The sequence below is a fragment of the Rhodobacter sp. TJ_12 genome (assembly GCF_020023995.1).
Classification (GTDB): Bacteria; Pseudomonadota; Alphaproteobacteria; order Rhodobacterales; family Rhodobacteraceae; genus Rhodobacter.
On the sequence record NZ_NRRD01000008.1, the window covers coordinates 1 to 16,215 of the forward strand.

A 16,215-nucleotide genomic window follows, 5' to 3' on the forward strand; every position below is an offset into this window, starting at 1 on the left:
AAGGGGGCGGGGCGGGCGGCTTGACCCTTGCCGGGCGCGGGCCTATGCCCGGAGCCGCAAGCTAACGGAGGTGGCCCATGCGTTTGTCAAATCGCGGTCAGGTGGATGCGTTCATCGTGATGGATGTGATGGAGGCCGCGCGCGCCGCCGAAGCCGCCGGGCGCCACATCATCCATATGGAGGTCGGCCAACCCTCGACCCCGGCGCCCGCCGCGGCGCGCAAGGCGCTGGCCGCCGCGTTGGAGCGTGACAGTCTGGGCTATACCGTGGCGCTTGGCCTGCCCGCATTGCGCCAAGGCATCGCCGATCTTTACGCGCGCTGGTATGGGGTCGATCTGGACCCCGCGCGCGTGGTGGTCACGCCCGGCTCTTCGGGGGCGTTCTTGCTGGCGTTTTCGGCGCTTTTCGATGCGGGCGACCGTGTGGCTTTGGGCGCGCCGGGCTATCCCAGCTATCGCCAGATTCTGCGCGCAATGTCGGTCAACCCGGTCGATCTGCTGACGCGCCCCGAAAACCGCTATCAGCCGGTGCCCGCCGATATTCCCGCCGATGTGCAGGGGCTGATCGTCGCCTCGCCGGGCAACCCTTCGGGCACGATGCTGGGCAAGCCCGAACTCGCCGCGCTGATGGAGGCCGCGGCAGAGCGCGGCTTGGGCTTTGTGTCAGATGAGATTTATCACGGGCTGCATTACGAGGCGCGCGCGATCTCGGCGCTGGAAATCGGCAATGAGGCCTATGTGATCAATTCGTTTTCCAAATATTTCAGCATGACCGGCTGGCGCGTGGGCTGGATGGTCGTGCCCGAAGACCACGTTCGCACGGTTGAGCGGCTCGCCCAAAACATGTTCATCTGCCCGCCCCACGCGAGCCAAGTGGCCGCGCTTGGGGCGCTGGAGGCCACCGATGAGTTGGAGGCGAACCGCGCCGTTTATGCCAAGAACCGGCAATTGATGCTGGAGGGGCTGCCGAAAGCGGGCTTTGACAAGATCGCGCCGCCCGATGGGGCATTTTACATCTATGCCGATGTGTCCGAGCTGACCCAAGACAGCCGCGCGCTGGCGGGCGAGATCTTGGAAAAAGCCGGGGTCGCGGTGACGCCGGGGCTCGATTTCGACCCGGCGCGCGGGCATACGACCTTGCGCTTTTCCTATGCGCGCGCGACGGCGGATATCGAAGAGGGGCTGGCGCGGCTGGCGGCCTTCATGGCGGCGCGCTGAGCGCTTGCGAAGCGCTTGGGGGATTCCCGGCGCGCGGCGCTTGCGCTATACTCGCCCCAGACCGGCGGTAAGACCGGCGCAAACTCCGGCGGAGCAGGCATGAGACAGATCTTTCCGACCCTTGCGGTGCTGGCCGCGCTGGCGCTGCCTGCGGCAGCACGGGCCGAGCCGCTTTCGGCGCTGGCACGGCTGGAGCCCGAACGCAGTTCGGTCACCCAACCCTCTGCCGCGAAAACGGAAATCAGCTTGGGGCTAAGCCAACCGGTGCCGTTTCGGGCGTTTCTGCTGGATGACCCGCCGCGCCTTGTGGTGGATTTCCGCGAGGTGGATTTTTCGCCCGCCCGGCCCGAAGCGTTTGAAAAACGCGGGCTTTTGGGAGACGTTCGTTGGGGCGGCTTTCGCCCGGGCTGGTCGCGTTTCGTGGCAGAGCTGACCGGGCCGGTGCGGCTGGTATCGGCCGAGCAGCGCACCGGCGACAATGCCGCCAACCCGCCCGCGGTGCATATCGTTTTAGAGCGCAGCACCGCGACCGCATTCGCGGCGCGTCAAGGCGCGGCGCAATCGGCGCTGTGGGATTTGCCGCAGCCCGCGCTGACCGGCCCGCCGATCACCCGCCAAGATGGCACACGCCCCTTGCGGGTGATGCTGGATCCGGGCCACGGCGGCATCGATCCCGGCGCCGAGGTGGATGGCCATTCCGAAGCCGTTTTGGTGATGACCTTCGCGCGCGAACTCAAAGAGGCAATGACCCGCGCCGGTCTGGTGGTGGGGATGACGCGCACCGACAACAGTTTTATCCCGCTTGAAGAGCGGATCACCGCCGCGCATGCCTTTGGCGCCGATCTGATGTTGTCATTGCATGCCGATGCCTTGGCCGAGGGGGAGGCGATGGGCGCCACGCTTTATCTGTTTGACGAAACCGCCTCGGATGCGGCGGCGCGCAAGCTGGCCGAACGGCATGACCGCTCGGACCTGTTGGCGGGGGTCGATCTGGCGGGCCATGACGATGCGGTGGCCGGGGTGTTGATGGATTTGGCGCGCACCGAAACCCAGCCGCGTGTGGTGCGCTTGGGGCAGGTGTTGGCGGGCGCGATCAAGGGGGCCGGGCTGCGCATGCATCGCCACCCCGTTCAGGGGGCGGATTTCGCGGTGCTGCGCTCGCCCGATATTCCCTCGGCTTTGTTGGAGTTGGGATTCATGTCTTCAGATATCGACCGGGCGCGGATGCATGACCCGGCGTGGCGCGCAGATATGGTCGGGGCGCTGGTGGCGGGGGTGCAACGCTGGGCCGAGGCCGATGCCGCCGAAGCGCGGCTGTTGCGGCAGTGATCCGATGACGCCCGCCGCCCGCCTTGCCGCCGCCATCGATCTTTTGGATGCGATCCTTGCGGGGGCGCCCGCCGAACGCGCGCTGACAAATTGGGCCCGCGCCAACCGCTATGCGGGCTCGGGCGACCGGGCGGCCGTGCGCGATCATGTGTTTGACGCGCTGCGTTGCCGGGGCAGCTTTGCCGCGCTTGGCGGCGCCTTGACCGGGCGGGGCTTGATGCTGGGCCTGTGCCGGGCCGAGGGGCGCGACCCGGCAACGCTTTTTACCGGCACCGGCCATGCCCCCGCGCCCCTGACCGCAGCCGAGCAGGCGCATCTGGCCGCCCCCGCGCCGCCCGCTGAAGATCTTTTGGCAAGCGATTGGCCAAAGTGGCTTTTGCCGCAGTTGCACGCCGATCTTGGGGCGGATTTCGCGGCCGTGTCCGACGCAATGCAGGCCCGCGCGCCGGTCTTTTTGCGCGTCAACCGCGCCAAGGCCCACCGCGACGCGGCGCAAGCCGCGCTGGCCGAGGCCGGGATTGAGACGGTGCCGCATCCTTTGGCGGAAACCGCGCTTGAGGTCACCGCTGGCGCACGCAAGATCGCGCAAAGCGCGCCGTTCACCGCCGGGTTGGTCGAATTGCAAGATGCGGCGTCGCAGGCGATGGTCGAACTGGTGCCGATCGGGCCCAACATGCGCGTGCTGGATTATTGCGCGGGCGGCGGCGGCAAGGCGCTGGCGCTGGCTGCGCTGGCCCCCAAGGCGCAGATCACCGCACATGATATCGACGCTGGACGGATGCGCGACATTGCCCCCCGTGCCAAACGCGCGGGGGCGAAGATCCGGTTGGCCGAGCCGGGCAAGGTTTCCGGGCCCTATGATCTGGTGTTGGTCGATGCGCCCTGTTCGGGTTCGGGTACATGGCGGCGCGCGGCCGAGGCGAAATGGCGGCTGACGCCCGAGCGTTTGGCCGAATTGGTGGCGCTGCAATCCGAGATTTTGGCGCGGGCCGCCGCGCTGACCGCACCGGGCGGGCGGCTGTGCTATATGACCTGCTCGCTCTTGTCGGTGGAAAATGACGCGCAGGTGGCCGCTTTTACACAATCGGGCGCGTGGCGGGTTGACGCCCGGCTGCGGCTGACCCCGGTCGATGGAGGCGATGGCTTTTTCGGGGTGGTTTTGGCCCGATCGTGAACGGATCGGAAACTTTTTGCCTCCTCTTTAGGTTGTGTTGTGCATTTGTTAATCAAGCTTTAACCCAAATATCCGGCAATGCGTAAACACGATTCTGGAAAGGAAGACATCTTGGCCCACCCCGACCAGACCCTGCCGCCGCTCGACCGCACGGCCGCGATGATCGCGCCGGGGGCGGTTTATCTGCTGATTTTGGCGGTCTTGGCCGGGGTCGGGGGCTATTTCGTGCAAGATCGGGTGGTGATGACGCTGCTGCTGTCCATCTCGGGCAGTTTGCTGGTTTTGGCTTTGGTGGCGAAGCTGGCGCAACGCTATCTTGCGCAGGGCACCAAGCAGATGAATGCCTCGATCTCGGCCTTTATCGCGCATGATGCCGCGCCGTCCTTTATTACCGATGCCGATGGCGAAATTTCGACCCAAAACCGTGCCGCGATGGACCGGTTTGGCGCGCGCAGCGGGCAAACGCTGACCCGCGCGCTTGGCGAATTGTTTGCCAATCCCGGTGCGATGCTGTCGCGGCTGCAATCCAAGGCCAAATCGCTTGGCGCGGCGCGCGAGGATATGGTGACCCGGCGCGGGCATGTGCGCATTGCCGTGCATCAGATCGAGGGTGGCGGGTTCCTATGGCGGCTTGAAGATATGGCCGAACGCGCCGTGGGCGGGCGCGGCGGCGAGACCCTGTCCTTGCCGATGCTGACAGTGTCGAAAAACGGCACGATCCTATTCATGAACGAGGCGATGCGGCGGCTGGTGGGCGAACGGATGCGCACGCTTGACCGCATTTTCACCGAATTGCCGATCCGCTCGGGCGAGGAGCAGGAAATCACCACCGCCGAGGGGCCGCTGCGCTGCATGGTGGCCCAGATCGAGGGCGTCGGTGGACGCGACGAGATTTACCTGATGCCGGTCGCACCGGGCCGCCCCACAACGCATGACCCGGCCGCGTTCGAAAGCCTGCCCGTTGCGCTGATGCGGCTAAGCACCGATGGCCGCGTGTTCGAGGTGAACCGCGCGGCGCGTGGGCTGTTGGGCCAGATTGCCCCCGGCACGCGGCTGTGTGAATTGTTCGAAGGTCTTGGCCGCCCGGTCGAGGATTGGGTCGCCGATGCGGTGGCCGGGCGCACCGAGCGCCGCCCCGAGGTGTTGCGCGCCCATCGCGGCGACCGCGAGGTGTTCTTGCAGGTGACGCTGAGCCGCGTGGTCGAGGAAGGCCGCGCCGGGCTGATTGCGGTTTTGTCCGATGCGACGCAGCTCAAGACGCTGGAAGGGCAATTCGTGCAAAGCCAGAAGATGCAGGCGATTGGGCAATTGGCCGGCGGCGTCGCGCATGATTTCAACAATCTGCTGACCGCGATTTCGGGCCATTGCGATCTGTTGATGCTGCGCCATGACAAGGGCGATCCGGACTACACCGATCTGGATCAGATCAGCCAAAATGCCAATCGCGCCGCCTCTTTGGTGGGGCAATTGCTGGCGTTTTCGCGCAAGCAAACGCTCAAGCCGCGGGTGATCGATCTGCGCGATACGCTGTCGGATCTGACGCATCTGCTGAACCGGCTGACGGGCGAAAAGATTGTGCTGACCTTGATCCACGACCCCGATCTGGCGCTGATCCGGGCCGACCGGCGCCAGCTTGAACAGGTGATCATGAATCTGGTGGTGAATGCGCGCGACGCGATGCCCGGCGGCGGCGAAATTCGCATCGAAACCGAGAATACGCGCCTGCTCGAAGATCTTAAACGCGACCGCGCCGCTGTGCCCAAGGGCGATTACGTCGTCGTCAAGGTCACCGATGAGGGGGTCGGCATTTCGCCCGACAAGCTGGGCAAGATTTTCGAACCTTTCTTCACCACCAAAAAACAGGGCGAGGGGACCGGGCTGGGCCTGTCCACCGCTTATGGCATCGTCAAACAGACGGGCGGCTATATTTTCTGCGATTCCGTTGTGGGCTCTGGCACGTCTTTCACGCTGTTCCTGCCCGCGCATGGGCATCGCGGCGAGGTGGAGCCGGAAACCACGGTGACGCCGATGGAACTGCCGCAGATCGAGGATACCCCCGCCTCGATGGTGCTGTTGGTCGAGGATGAGGCCCCGGTGCGCGCCTTTGCCTCGCGCGCGCTGAAGCTGCGTGGCTACACCGTCTTTGAGGCGGAAAACGCCGAAGAGGCGCTGCGCATCCTTGAAGATGAAACACTGGTCTTCGATGTGTTCGTGACCGATGTGATCATGCCGGGGATGGATGGCCCGACTTGGGTGGCCGAGGCGCTGAAAACCCGGCCCGATACGGCGGTGGTTTTTGTGTCGGGCTATGCCGAGGATGTGTTCCGCGAAGGGCGCCCGCCCATGCCCAATTCGGTGTTTTTGCCCAAGCCGTTTTCGCTGAGCGAATTGACCGCGACGGTGCAAAACCAGATCACGCGCTATGCCCGCAAATCTGCCCCGTCCGGCGCCCCCTCTCGCGCGGCGGTGCCTGCACAGGCGCAGGCGTCCAAAAGCGCGGCCCCCGAGAGCGCGAGCGGCCAAGACGGCGCCGATCCCTCTCAGGCGAGGCTTTCGTAAAGCGCGAAATCCGCTGCCATCCACTCTTTCAGCGCGGCTTCGGTCTCCGCGCTCAATTCGGTGTCGACAGCGGGCGGCACGTTGACCCGGGGCAGGGTGATCGCGCAATCGAGCCGGTCTTCAAGAAAGTGCACAAAGCTTTCGTCGATCTGCTCATAGCGAAAGATCCGATCCACTGCGGGCGTTCCATCGGCGCCGCACAGATGCGCCGACTGGCTGCCGATATCGGCCTGCGCGGGGCAGGGGCGGGCCATGTAATCGCGGGCGAAATCTTCGAAACGGCGGCCTGCCATCGGGTGATCGGGGTCATCGAAATCATCGCGCGTGCGAAACCGATACCACGACCGTAGCCAACCGATCGGCTCGCGCATCAGCGCGACGGTGGTGAAGGGGGCCCCCGCCTGCGCCGCCAGCCATGGCGCCAGCGTGGTGCGAAAATCTTGCGCGCTCATATGTTTGAGCGGCGCAGGCCGCTGCATCGTGACCGAGGCCAATGATTCCAGCGCCACTTCGACCGCTGTAGACCCCGCTTTGGGCGTGGCCAAAAAGACCAATCGCTGGTCCCAAAAAATCAACATGATCCGACCTTTCGCGCTTTTGCCCTGCATACTGCGCGGCCATGGGCCGGTAAAGGCCCCAAGGCCTTGGTAAACTTTCCTTAACCTTGTTCGTTCAGCCTTTGTTCTCATATTTGAGTTGAAATGTTTCTGGTTTGTGCTCATATAAGGTGGGAACAGGACGGGAACATCAGGGGCCGCAGGCGATGGACGCGCGGCGCGCCCTGTGGAATAAGGGGACAACAGATGGCAACGGCAGCAGGCCTTTTCGAGATGAATGACAAGACCAAGGCAGACAAGCAAAAGGCGCTGGAATCGGCGCTGTCGCAGATTGAGCGCCAATTCGGCAAAGGCTCGATCATGAAACTGGGCGGCGATAACAAGCCCGCCGAGATCGAGGCCACCTCGACCGGCTCGCTGGGGTTGGATATCGCGCTGGGGATCGGGGGGCTGCCCAAGGGGCGGATCGTGGAAATCTACGGGCCGGAAAGCTCGGGCAAGACCACGCTGACGCTGCATTGCATTGCCGAAGAACAGAAAAAAGGCGGCGTCTGCGCCTTTGTCGATGCCGAACATGCGCTGGACCCCTATTACGCCAAGAAATTGGGCGTGAATCTTGACGAGCTGTTGATTTCGCAGCCCGATACCGGCGAACAGGCGCTGGAAATCGTCGATACGCTGGTGCGCTCGGGCGCGGTAAGCTTGGTCGTGGTCGACTCGGTCGCCGCGCTGACGCCGCGCGCCGAGATCGAGGGCGATATGGGCGATGCCACGGTGGGCGCACAGGCCCGTCTGATGAGCCAGGCAATGCGCAAGCTTACCGCCTCGATTGGCCGGTCCAATTGTATGGTGATCTTCATCAACCAGATCCGCATGAAGATCGGCGTGATGTTCGGCTCGCCCGAAACCACCTCGGGCGGCAATGCGCTGAAATTCTATGCCTCGGTGCGGATGGATATTCGCCGCATCGGCTCGATCAAGGATCGTGACGAGGTGATCGGCAACCAGACCCGCGTCAAGGTCGTCAAGAACAAGGTCGCGCCGCCCTTCCGCGAGGTGGAATTTGATATCCTTTACGGCGAGGGGATCTCTAAAGTTGGCGAATTGGTCGATCTGGGGGTGAAAGCCGGGATCGTGGCCAAATCGGGCGCGTGGTATTCCTATGGCGACGAGCGGATCGGGCAGGGGCGTGAAAACGCCAAGCAATTCCTGCGCGACAATCCCGATATCGCCTATGAGATCGAAGACAAGATCCGCGCCAGCCATGGGCTTGATTTCGGTGTCGACCCGACCGCGGATGATTTGACCGAGGATTGAGCGGGTCAGACCTGCGGCCTTCGGACCTGCGACGCAACGGCCGGGCGGCTTGCCCGGTCGTTTTGCTTTCTGGACAGGGCCCGATCGCATCGCTAAACGGGGGGAAATCTGCAAAAAAGGCCCGCCCATGCCCAGCCTCAACGATATCCGGTCCACCTTCCTCGGTTATTTCGAGAAGAACGGCCACAAGGTGGTCGAAAGCTCGCCGCTCGTGCCGCGCAATGACCCCACGCTGATGTTCACCAACTCCGGGATGGTGCAGTTCAAGAACTGCTTCACCGGGGTGGAAAAACGCGATTATGTCCGCGCCACCACCTCGCAAAAATGCGTTCGCGCCGGGGGCAAGCACAACGACCTTGATAACGTTGGCTATACCGCGCGCCACCACACGTTTTTCGAGATGCTTGGCAACTTTTCCTTTGGCGATTACTTCAAAGAAGGTGCGATCCCCTTTGCCTGGGAATTGCTGACCAAAGACTTTGATATCCCCAAAGAAAAGCTGCTGGTTACCGTTTATCACACCGATGACGAGGCGGCAGAAATCTGGAAGAAAGTCGCCGGGCTGACCGATGACCGGATCATCCGCATCGCGACCAAGGACAACTTCTGGCAAATGGGGCCGACCGGGCCCTGCGGCCCCTGCACCGAAATTTTCTATGATCACGGCGATCATATCTGGGGCGGCCCGCCCGGCTCGGCCGAGGAAGATGGCGACCGCTTCATCGAAATTTGGAACCTCGTTTTCATGCAAAACGAGCAGTTCGAAGATGGCTCGATGCGCGCGCTCGATATGCAATCGATCGACACCGGCATGGGCCTTGAGCGGATCGGCGCGCTGCTGCAAGGCAAGCACGACAACTACGACACCGATTTGATGCGCAGCCTGATCGAGGCCTCGGCCCATGCCACCTCGGCGGACCCCGATGGCCCGGGCAAAGTGCATCACCGCGTGATTGCGGACCATTTGCGTTCCACCGCCTTCTTGATTGCCGATGGCGTTATGCCCTCGAACGATGGCCGGGGCTATGTGTTGCGCCGCATCCTGCGCCGCGCCGCGCGCCACGCCCATATGCTGGGCGCGAAAGACCCGGTGATGCATACGCTGGTGCCCGCGCTGGTGCGCCAGATGGGGGCGGCTTTCCCCGAATTGAACCGTGCGCAGGCGCTGATTGAAGAAACGCTGAAGCTGGAGGAAACCCGCTTCAAGGTGACGCTTGATCGTGGTTTGAAACTGCTCGATGACGAGCTGGCCGCGCTGCCCGAAGGGGCGGAACTGCCCGGCGTTGCGGCGTTCAAGTTGTATGACACCTATGGTTTCCCGCTTGATCTGACCCAAGACGCTTTGCGCGAAAAGGGCCGCACGGTCGATACCGATGGGTTTGACGCTGCGATGGCCGAGCAAAAAGCCAAAGCCCGCGCGGCTTGGTCCGGCTCGGGCGAGGCAAGCGATGCACAGATTTGGTTCGAGATTGCCGAAGCCCACGGTGTGACCGAATTCCTAGGCTACGATACCGAAACCGCCGAGGGGCAAATTCTGACGCTGGTGCAAGAGGGCGCGGAAGTGGCCGAGGCCACGGGCGCGGTGCAGATCGTTGTGAACCAAACGCCGTTTTACGGCGAGTCGGGCGGTCAGGTCGGCGACAGCGGCACGATCCGCACCGAAACGGCCGAGGTGAAGATCACCGACACCAAGAAAGTGGCGGGCGTGTTCATTCACATTGGCGAGGTGGTCTCGGGCAAGCTTGCCAAGGGGCAGCCCGCGAAGCTGGAGGTGGATCATAGCCGCCGCAGCGCCATTCGCGCCAACCACTCGGCCACCCACCTGCTGCACGAGGCGCTGCGCCGCGCGTTGGGTGACCATGTCGCGCAAAAAGGCTCGCTCAACGCGGAAGACCGTCTGCGCTTTGACTTCAGCCATGCCAAGGCGATGAGCGCCGAGGAAATGGCGCAGGTCGAAGAAGAGGTGAACGCCTTCATTCGGCAAAACACCGCCGTGGAAACCCGGATCATGACGCCCGATGATGCGCGTGCGCTTGGTGCGCAGGCCTTGTTTGGCGAGAAATACGGCGATGAGGTGCGCGTGGTCTCGATGGGCGAGCTTTTGGGCTCGGGCAAGGGCCAAGACGGCAAGACCTACAGCCTTGAACTGTGCGGCGGCACCCATGTCGCGCGCACGGGCGATATTGGCGCCTTTGTCGCGCTTGGCGACAGTGCGTCCTCCGCCGGTGTGCGCCGGTTTGAGGCGCTGACCGGCCAAGCGGCGCTTGATTACCTCAAAACCCAAAACGCGCGGCTGTCCGAAGTGGCGGGTGTGTTGAAAACCGCCCCCGCCGATGTGGCCGAGCGCGTGAAGGCTTTGGCCGAAGAACGCAAAGCTTTGGCCAATGAAGTGGCGCAATTGCGCCGTGAACTGGCGATGGGCGGCGGCGCGGCTGGTGGCCCGGAAGTCGAAGAAATCAATGGCTTGCGCTTCATTGCTCAGGTGGTGTCTGGCGTGTCGGGCAAAGACCTGCCCGCGCTGGTGGACAGCCTGAAGGAAAAGGTTGGCTCGGGCGCGGTCTTGGTGATTGCCGATACCGGCGCGAAACCGGCCTGCGCAGCGGGGGTCACGGCGGATAAAACCGATACCGTCTCTGCGGTCGATCTGGTCAAAGCGGCGGCGGCTGCCCTTGGCGGCAAAGGTGGCGGTGGCCGCCCCGATATGGCGCAAGCCGGTGGGGCCGATATTGCGAAGGCCGATGACGCGCTGGCCGCTGTGCGCGCCGTGATTGCGGGGGAAGTGTAATGCCGTCCGCCCTTTGGATCGCCCATGTCGAAGTGCTGGATGCCGAAGCTTATGGCAAATACGCCACCGCCGCGGGGCCGGCGATTGCCGACCATGGCGGGGTCTTTTTGGCCCGCGCCACGCGCTATGTGCAGCTTGAGGGCAATGACCGTGCCCGCAATGTCGTGGCGCGCTTCCCCAGCCTAGAGGCCGCCGTGGCCTGCTACCATTCTGACGCCTATCAAGCCGCGCTTGCCCATGCCAAGGGCGCCTCGGTGCGCGATCTGGTCGTGGTTGAAGAAAACGACTGACTTCCGCACCGCCCCGGATCAGGCTATATGACCGCTATGTGTCATTGATCTTCCGGGGCGGGCCACCGCCCGAAGGGGCAGGAAATGTGCCGTTGGGCCGCCTATATCGGGCAACCGATTTTTCTTGAAGAGATCGTCTCGAAACCGGGGCATTCGCTGATTCATCAAAGCCAATGCGCCACGCAATGCCATACGGCGATCAATGCCGATGGCTTTGGCGTGGCGTGGTATGATGCGCGCCCCGAGCCGGGGCTTTACCGCGATGTGATGCCCGCCTGGTCCGACCCGAACCTGAAATCGCTTACCGCGCAGGTGCGCTCGCCGCTGTTTTTGGCGCATGTGCGCGCCTCGACCGGCACCGCGACAAGCCGCAACAATTGCCACCCCTTCGTGGTGGGGCGGTGGAGTTTCATGCACAACGGTCAGATCGGCGGCTATGAGGCATTCCGCCGTGCGGGCGAGATGCTGATCCCCGATGCGCTTTACCCGCACCGCAAGGGCGCGACCGATAGCGAGGCGTTGTTCCTGCTGGCTTTGGCAGAGGGGCTCGACAGTGACCCCAAATGCGCGCTGGAACGGGCCACCGCCCGGCTGGAGTCTTTGTCGCGCGAGCGCGGCTGTGCCCCGCATATGCGCCTTGCGGCGGCCTTTTCCGACGGGGTGCGGCTTTACGCGGTGCGCTATGCCTCTGATGACGCCGCGCCGACGCTTTATCATCGCTGGTCCGACAGCCGCCGGGGGCGCGCGGTCGTGTCGGAGCCCTTGGAAGATGGCGAGGGCGATTGGGAAAAGGTGCCGCCCGGCTCGTTTTGCATTTTCGAGGGCAAGCGGGTGACGGTGCAGCCTTTTGCCCCGCAAGGCGCGCGCACGGCGGCTTGACAAGCGCGCGGCGCCCACGCCAGATAGGCCCATGAAGACCCAGATCATCCGCATTTGCCTGATTTGCCGCTGACCTAAGTCACGCGGGCCGTTCTTCTGTTTTCATGCTGGATCGAATGAGCTAAGCCCGCGGCGAGAGCCCGTGAGGAAGCCATGACCAAGCCCGTGATCCGCCTGCACAATTCGAAAACCCGCCGCAAAGAAGATTTCGCCCCGATCGACGATCAGAATGTCCGCCTCTATCTGTGCGGGCCGACGGTCTATGACCGGGCGCATCTGGGCAATGCGCGCCCGGTGGTGGTGATTGATGTGCTTTACCGGCTGTTGCGCCATGTCTATGGGGCGGATCACGTCACCTATGTGCGCAACTTCACCGATGTGGATGACAAGATCAACGCCGCCGCCCAAGCGCGCAAAGAGGCGGGGGCTATAGAGACGCTTGAGGAACTGATCCGCCAGCGGACCGAGGAAACCATTGGCTGGTATCACGCCGATATGGATGCTTTGGGCGCGCTGCGCCCGACGCATGAGCCGCGTGCGACCGATTTCATTGGTGCGATGATTTCGATGATCGAAGATCTGATCGCCAAGGGCCATGCCTATGCGAAAGAGGGCCATGTGCTCTTCCGTGTGCGGTCGTACAAAGACTATGGCGCGCTGTCGGGCCGTTCGGTCGATGATATGATCGCGGGCGCGCGGGTTGAGGTTGCGCCCTTCAAAGAAGACCCGATGGATTTCGTGCTTTGGAAGCCCTCGGCAGATGATTTGCCGGGGTGGGAGAGCCCCTGGGGCCGGGGCCGTCCGGGCTGGCATATCGAATGCTCGGCGATGTCTTACGAGCTGTTGGGCGCAAGCTTTGACATTCATGCGGGCGGGATCGACCTGCAATTCCCGCACCATGAAAACGAGATCGCGCAAAGCTGTTGCGCGCATCCCGAAGGCGGTTTTGCGAATGTCTGGCTGCACAATGAGATGTTGCAGGTTGAGGGGAAGAAAATGTCCAAGTCCTTGGGCAATTTCTTCACCGTGCGCGATTTGCTCGACCAAGGCATTCCCGGCGAGGTGATCCGGTTTGTGTTCTTGCAAACCCATTACGGCAAACCGATGGATTGGACAGCAGAAAAGGCGCGGCAGGCGGAGGCCACGTTGCGCAAGTGGCGCGCCCTGGTCGCGGATGTGGAAGCCGCGCCGAGCGTTGCGCCTGAGGTGATTGCCGCGTTGAGTGACGATCTTAACACCGCAGGTGCGATTGCCGCGCTGCACCAAATGACCGATCCGGCGTTGCTCAAAGCCTCTGCTGCGCTTTTGGGCCTTTTGGAAGACGGATTGGGCGATTGGGCCAGCGCGCCTGAGGCGGATCTGTCGGACTTGGCCGCAAAGCTTGCCGATCTGCGCGCCACGGCGATGGAAACCAAAGATTTCGCGCCCGTCGATGCGCTGAAAACCGCGCTTTTGGCGGCGGGGGTTGAGGTGCGGATGTCGAAAGCGGGCGTTGAGCTTTTGCCCGGTGCGGGCTTTGATGCTGCAAAGCTGGAGGGGCTGTGATGCGCTTGGTTGGCAGCGAGAAGGGCGGCGCACGGCCCGAGGGGGGGCGCAATCGCGCCCGCCCGTGGGGGCGGGGCGGGCGCGGCCCGGCGTGCCGCCGGGCGGCACGCAGATCTGAAGCGGTGTTGGGAGGGGCCCAATAATGACCAAAGAGCGGCTCTACCTTTATGACACCACGCTCCGTGACGGCCAGCAAACGCAGGGCGTGCAATTCTCGGTCGCGGAAAAGATCGCCATTGCCGAAGCGCTGGATGAAATCGGCATCGATTATATCGAGGGCGGCTGGCCCGGTGCGAACCCGACCGACAGCGACTTTTTCGCCGCCCGCCCGCAAACCCGCGCCACCTTCACCGCCTTTGGCATGACCAAACGCACCGGCCGCTCTGCCGCGAATGATGAAGTGCTGGCGGGGGTGATGAATGCGGGCACATCGGCGGTCTGTCTGGTGGGCAAGACGCATGATTACCATGTCACCACCGCGCTTGGCATCACGCTGGATGAAAACATTGAAAACATCCGCGCCTCGGTCGCGCATATGGTGGCACAGGGGCGCGAGGCATTGTTTGACGCCGAGCATTTCTTTGATGGCTATAAGGCGAATCCCGCCTATGCGGTCGAATGCTGCCGCGTCGCCTATGAGGCGGGCGCGCGATGGGTGGTTTTGTGTGACACCAATGGCGGGGCGCTGCCGCAGGAGGTGGCCGAATGCACCAAGATGGTGATCGCGGCGGGCGTGCCGGGCAGCCATCTGGGCATTCACACGCATGATGACACGGCCTGCGCGGTGGCCAATTCACTGGCCGCGATCACGGCGGGCGCGCGGCAGGTGCAAGGCACGCTCAACGGGCTTGGGGAGCGCTGCGGCAACGCCAATCTGGTCAGCCTGATCCCCACGCTGCTGCTGAAAGAACCCTATAAAAGTCATTTTGAAACAGGCGTTTCTGCGGAAAAGCTCACGCAGATCACGCGACTTTCACGCAAGCTCGACGATATCTTGAACCGGGTGCCTTTGCGCTCGGCCCCCTATGTCGGGGCCAGTGCCTTCGCGCATAAGGCGGGGCTGCATGCCTCCGCCATTTTGAAAGACCCGTCGACCTATGAACATATCGATCCGGGCTTAGTGGGCAACACCCGGCTGATCCCGATGTCGAACCAAGCCGGGCAATCGAATTTGCGCGCGCGGCTCAAGGGGATGGGGATCACTGTTGATCCCAAAGACCCGCGGTTGGCCGAGATTTTGGATGAGATCAAGGCGCGCGAAGATCGCGGCTATGCCTATGACGGTGCGCAGGCGAGTTTCGAACTGGTCGCGCGGCGGGTGCTGGGGCTGGCGCCCAGCTTTTTTGAGGTAAAACGCTACCGCGTCACGGTGGAGCGCCGCAAAAACCGCTATGACCAGATGGTGACCATGTCGGAAGCCGTGGTGGTGGTGAAAATTGGCGGCAAAAAAATGCTGTCGGTGTCGGAAAGTGTGGATGCCGAAGGCCATGACCGCGGGCCGGTTAACGCGCTGTCTAAGGCGCTGGTGAAAGACCTTGGGCCCTATCAAAGCCTGATCGAAGATATGAAACTGGTCGATTTCCGCGTGCGCATCACCCAAGGCGGTACCGAGGCGGTGACCCGTGTCATCATCGACAGCGAAGACGGGCAGGGGCAGCGCTGGTCCACCGTCGGCGTCAGCCCGAACATAGTGGATGCCTCGTTCGAGGCGCTGTTGGATGCAATTTTCTGGAAGTTGATCCGCGACGGGGCGCAGGCGGTATGAAGACCGCGCTTGCCACCTGTGCCGCGCGGCTGGAAACGGGTGATCCGGACCGGTTTGCGGCGGTGATGGCGCTGCCGCCCGAAACACGCGCGCCGTTGTTTGCGCTTTATGCGGCGAATTTGGAAATCGCGCGTGCGCCTTGGGCCTCGCCCGAGCCGATGGTGGCGGAGATCCGGCTGCAATGGTGGATTGAAGCGCTGGACGCCTTGGCCCGCACGGGCCGGGACGTGCCGCATGACATTGGTCCCGCGCTTGTGAACATCCCTGCGCAAGCGCTTGAAATGCTGACAGAAGCGGCCGAGGCGCGGCGGGTGGATTGTTGGTCTGACCCGTTTGCCGATGCCGCGCGGCTGTGGGATTATCTGGAAGCCACCGCCGGGGCGCCGATGGCGGCGGCGGGGCATTGTTTGCAGGTGCCGCAGGCGGAGGCGCGGCTGCGCGCGCTTGGCACCGTGACGGGGCTGGCCAATTGGTTGATCGCGCAGCCCGAATTGGCGGCGCGGGGGCGGTTAAAGCTTGCCGGTGCCGGGGCAGAGAGCTTTGCCGATTTGGCGCGTGAAGGGCTGGCCCGGCTGGAGGCGGCGCAGGCGGCGCTGCAAGATGCGCCGCGGCCCGCACGGATGGCCGCGCTGCCCGGTTGGCAGACCCGCGCGGTGCTAGAGCGCGCCGTGCGCGCGCCCGAGGCGGTGCCCTCGGGCCGGTTGCGCGAGGCGGAAATCAAGCGCCGTTTCGGGCTGTTGCGGGCCAGATTGGCGCTCTGACGCGCGGGCTTGGCGCATTTAAGTGAATCTTCAAAGG

At 63.6% G+C, this 16,215-nt stretch carries 12 protein-coding genes; 11 read left to right on the top strand and 1 reads right to left on the bottom strand.

The window, feature by feature from the left end:
* Positions 1-77 precede the first annotated feature (77 nt).
* The 4 genes from CKO11_RS08025 to CKO11_RS08040 all read left to right on the top strand — a co-directional run bounded on the left by CKO11_RS08025 (position 78) and on the right by CKO11_RS08040 (position 6,279).
* Positions 78-1,217 (top strand): pyridoxal phosphate-dependent aminotransferase, encoded by a 1,140-nt coding sequence (locus CKO11_RS08025; RefSeq protein WP_223636026.1) that lies wholly within the window; start codon positions 78-80, stop codon positions 1,215-1,217.
* A gap of 99 nt (positions 1,218-1,316) precedes the next feature.
* Positions 1,317-2,546: an N-acetylmuramoyl-L-alanine amidase gene (locus tag CKO11_RS08030; RefSeq protein WP_223636029.1), complete on the top strand. Its 1,230-nt coding sequence runs from the start codon at positions 1,317-1,319 to the stop codon at positions 2,544-2,546.
* A gap of 4 nt (positions 2,547-2,550) precedes the next feature.
* The gene (locus CKO11_RS08035; RefSeq protein WP_223636032.1) at positions 2,551-3,720 is read left to right on the top strand and encodes an RsmB/NOP family class I SAM-dependent RNA methyltransferase; all 1,170 of its coding nucleotides are present in this window, start codon (positions 2,551-2,553) and stop codon (positions 3,718-3,720) included.
* Between the two features lie 159 nt (positions 3,721-3,879).
* On the top strand, positions 3,880-6,279 hold the full coding sequence (locus tag CKO11_RS08040; protein WP_223636442.1) for an ATP-binding protein: 2,400 nt from the start codon (positions 3,880-3,882) through the stop codon (positions 6,277-6,279).
* On the opposite strand, the gene CKO11_RS08045 is transcribed toward CKO11_RS08040, so the two are convergent.
* Complete coding sequence (locus tag CKO11_RS08045; protein WP_223636035.1) at positions 6,261-6,857, bottom strand: hypothetical protein; 597 nt, start codon at positions 6,855-6,857, stop codon at positions 6,261-6,263. The two genes, CKO11_RS08040 and CKO11_RS08045, sit on opposite strands and share 19 nt — an antisense overlap.
* Before the next feature lie 225 nt (positions 6,858-7,082).
* Between CKO11_RS08045 and recA the strand changes: the two genes are divergently transcribed.
* The 7 genes from recA to CKO11_RS08080 all read left to right on the top strand — a co-directional run bounded on the left by recA (position 7,083) and on the right by CKO11_RS08080 (position 16,178).
* Positions 7,083-8,153: a recombinase RecA gene (gene recA / locus CKO11_RS08050; protein WP_223636038.1), complete on the top strand. Its 1,071-nt coding sequence runs from the start codon at positions 7,083-7,085 to the stop codon at positions 8,151-8,153.
* Between the two features lie 127 nt (positions 8,154-8,280).
* A complete protein-coding gene (gene alaS, locus CKO11_RS08055) occupies positions 8,281-10,938 on the top strand; it encodes an alanine--tRNA ligase (protein WP_223636040.1) in 2,658 nt (885 codons plus the stop codon).
* Positions 10,938-11,228, top strand: coding sequence for a DUF1330 domain-containing protein (locus CKO11_RS08060; protein WP_223636043.1), 291 nt, complete (start codon positions 10,938-10,940; stop codon positions 11,226-11,228). The genes alaS and CKO11_RS08060 overlap by 1 nt, the downstream gene beginning before the upstream one ends.
* Before the next feature lie 84 nt (positions 11,229-11,312).
* Complete coding sequence (locus CKO11_RS08065) at positions 11,313-12,107, top strand: class II glutamine amidotransferase (RefSeq protein WP_223636046.1); 795 nt, start codon at positions 11,313-11,315, stop codon at positions 12,105-12,107.
* 153 nt (positions 12,108-12,260) lie between these two features.
* Positions 12,261-13,652, top strand: a complete 1,392-nt coding sequence (cysS, locus tag CKO11_RS08070; RefSeq protein ID WP_223636049.1) for a cysteine--tRNA ligase — start codon at positions 12,261-12,263, stop codon at positions 13,650-13,652.
* Positions 13,653-13,794: 142 nt separating this feature from the next.
* Positions 13,795-15,417, top strand: a complete 1,623-nt coding sequence (gene cimA, locus CKO11_RS08075; RefSeq protein WP_223636051.1) for a citramalate synthase — start codon at positions 13,795-13,797, stop codon at positions 15,415-15,417.
* Positions 15,414-16,178 carry a squalene/phytoene synthase family protein gene (locus tag CKO11_RS08080; RefSeq protein WP_223636053.1) on the top strand — a complete coding sequence of 255 codons (765 nt, stop codon included), beginning with the start codon at positions 15,414-15,416 and terminating at the stop codon, positions 16,176-16,178. Before cimA ends, CKO11_RS08080 begins: the two co-directional genes overlap by 4 nt.
* Positions 16,179-16,215 lie beyond the last annotated feature (37 nt).

Bases quoted from the DNA above. Each gene is read 5' to 3' on its own strand.
- CKO11_RS08025 (WP_223636026.1), top strand. From the start codon at position 78: ATGCGTTTGTCAAATCGCGGTCAGGTGGATGCGTTCATCGTGATGGAT.
- CKO11_RS08030 (WP_223636029.1), top strand. From the start codon at position 1,317: ATGAGACAGATCTTTCCGACCCTTGCGGTGCTGGCCGCGCTGGCGCTG.
- CKO11_RS08035 (WP_223636032.1), top strand. From the start codon at position 2,551: ATGACGCCCGCCGCCCGCCTTGCCGCCGCCATCGATCTTTTGGATGCG.
- CKO11_RS08040 (WP_223636442.1), top strand. From the start codon at position 3,880: ATGATCGCGCCGGGGGCGGTTTATCTGCTGATTTTGGCGGTCTTGGCC.
- CKO11_RS08045 (WP_223636035.1), bottom strand. From the start codon at position 6,857: ATGTTGATTTTTTGGGACCAGCGATTGGTCTTTTTGGCCACGCCCAAA.
- recA (WP_223636038.1), top strand. From the start codon at position 7,083: ATGGCAACGGCAGCAGGCCTTTTCGAGATGAATGACAAGACCAAGGCA.
- alaS (WP_223636040.1), top strand. From the start codon at position 8,281: ATGCCCAGCCTCAACGATATCCGGTCCACCTTCCTCGGTTATTTCGAG.
- CKO11_RS08060 (WP_223636043.1), top strand. From the start codon at position 10,938: ATGCCGTCCGCCCTTTGGATCGCCCATGTCGAAGTGCTGGATGCCGAA.
- CKO11_RS08065 (WP_223636046.1), top strand. From the start codon at position 11,313: ATGTGCCGTTGGGCCGCCTATATCGGGCAACCGATTTTTCTTGAAGAG.
- cysS (WP_223636049.1), top strand. From the start codon at position 12,261: ATGACCAAGCCCGTGATCCGCCTGCACAATTCGAAAACCCGCCGCAAA.
- cimA (WP_223636051.1), top strand. From the start codon at position 13,795: ATGACCAAAGAGCGGCTCTACCTTTATGACACCACGCTCCGTGACGGC.
- CKO11_RS08080 (WP_223636053.1), top strand. From the start codon at position 15,414: ATGAAGACCGCGCTTGCCACCTGTGCCGCGCGGCTGGAAACGGGTGAT.